1 pseudogene is annotated in these 207 nt (G+C 68.6%); it reads left to right on the forward strand.

Annotation, left to right across the window (positions count from 1 at the left end):
• Positions 1-207, forward strand: a pseudogene (locus QM841_RS43115) (phosphatidylserine/phosphatidylglycerophosphate/cardiolipin synthase family protein); the annotation flags it as partial.

A 207-nucleotide genomic window follows, 5' to 3' on the forward strand; every position in this document is an offset into this window, starting at 1 on the left:
TCCTCGACAACCAGCGGGGCCGGCACCACAGCCGCGGCGGCCCGGCGGCGAAGTACCAGCTTGAATCGCTTCGCCTCGACAGGCCCAGCGGGGTGAAGCGGGGCGACGTGATCGTCTTCGTCTCCGCCGATGACGAGTGGATTTACGCGCCGGCGGTCGTGGTGTCCGACCCGATGAAGATCCCGCGGTCCGGTGGAGCGGTTCTGT

Source organism: Rhodococcus sp. IEGM 1307 (genome assembly GCF_030056915.1).
GTDB classification, from domain to species: domain Bacteria; phylum Actinomycetota; class Actinomycetes; order Mycobacteriales; family Mycobacteriaceae; genus Rhodococcus_F; species Rhodococcus_F opacus_D.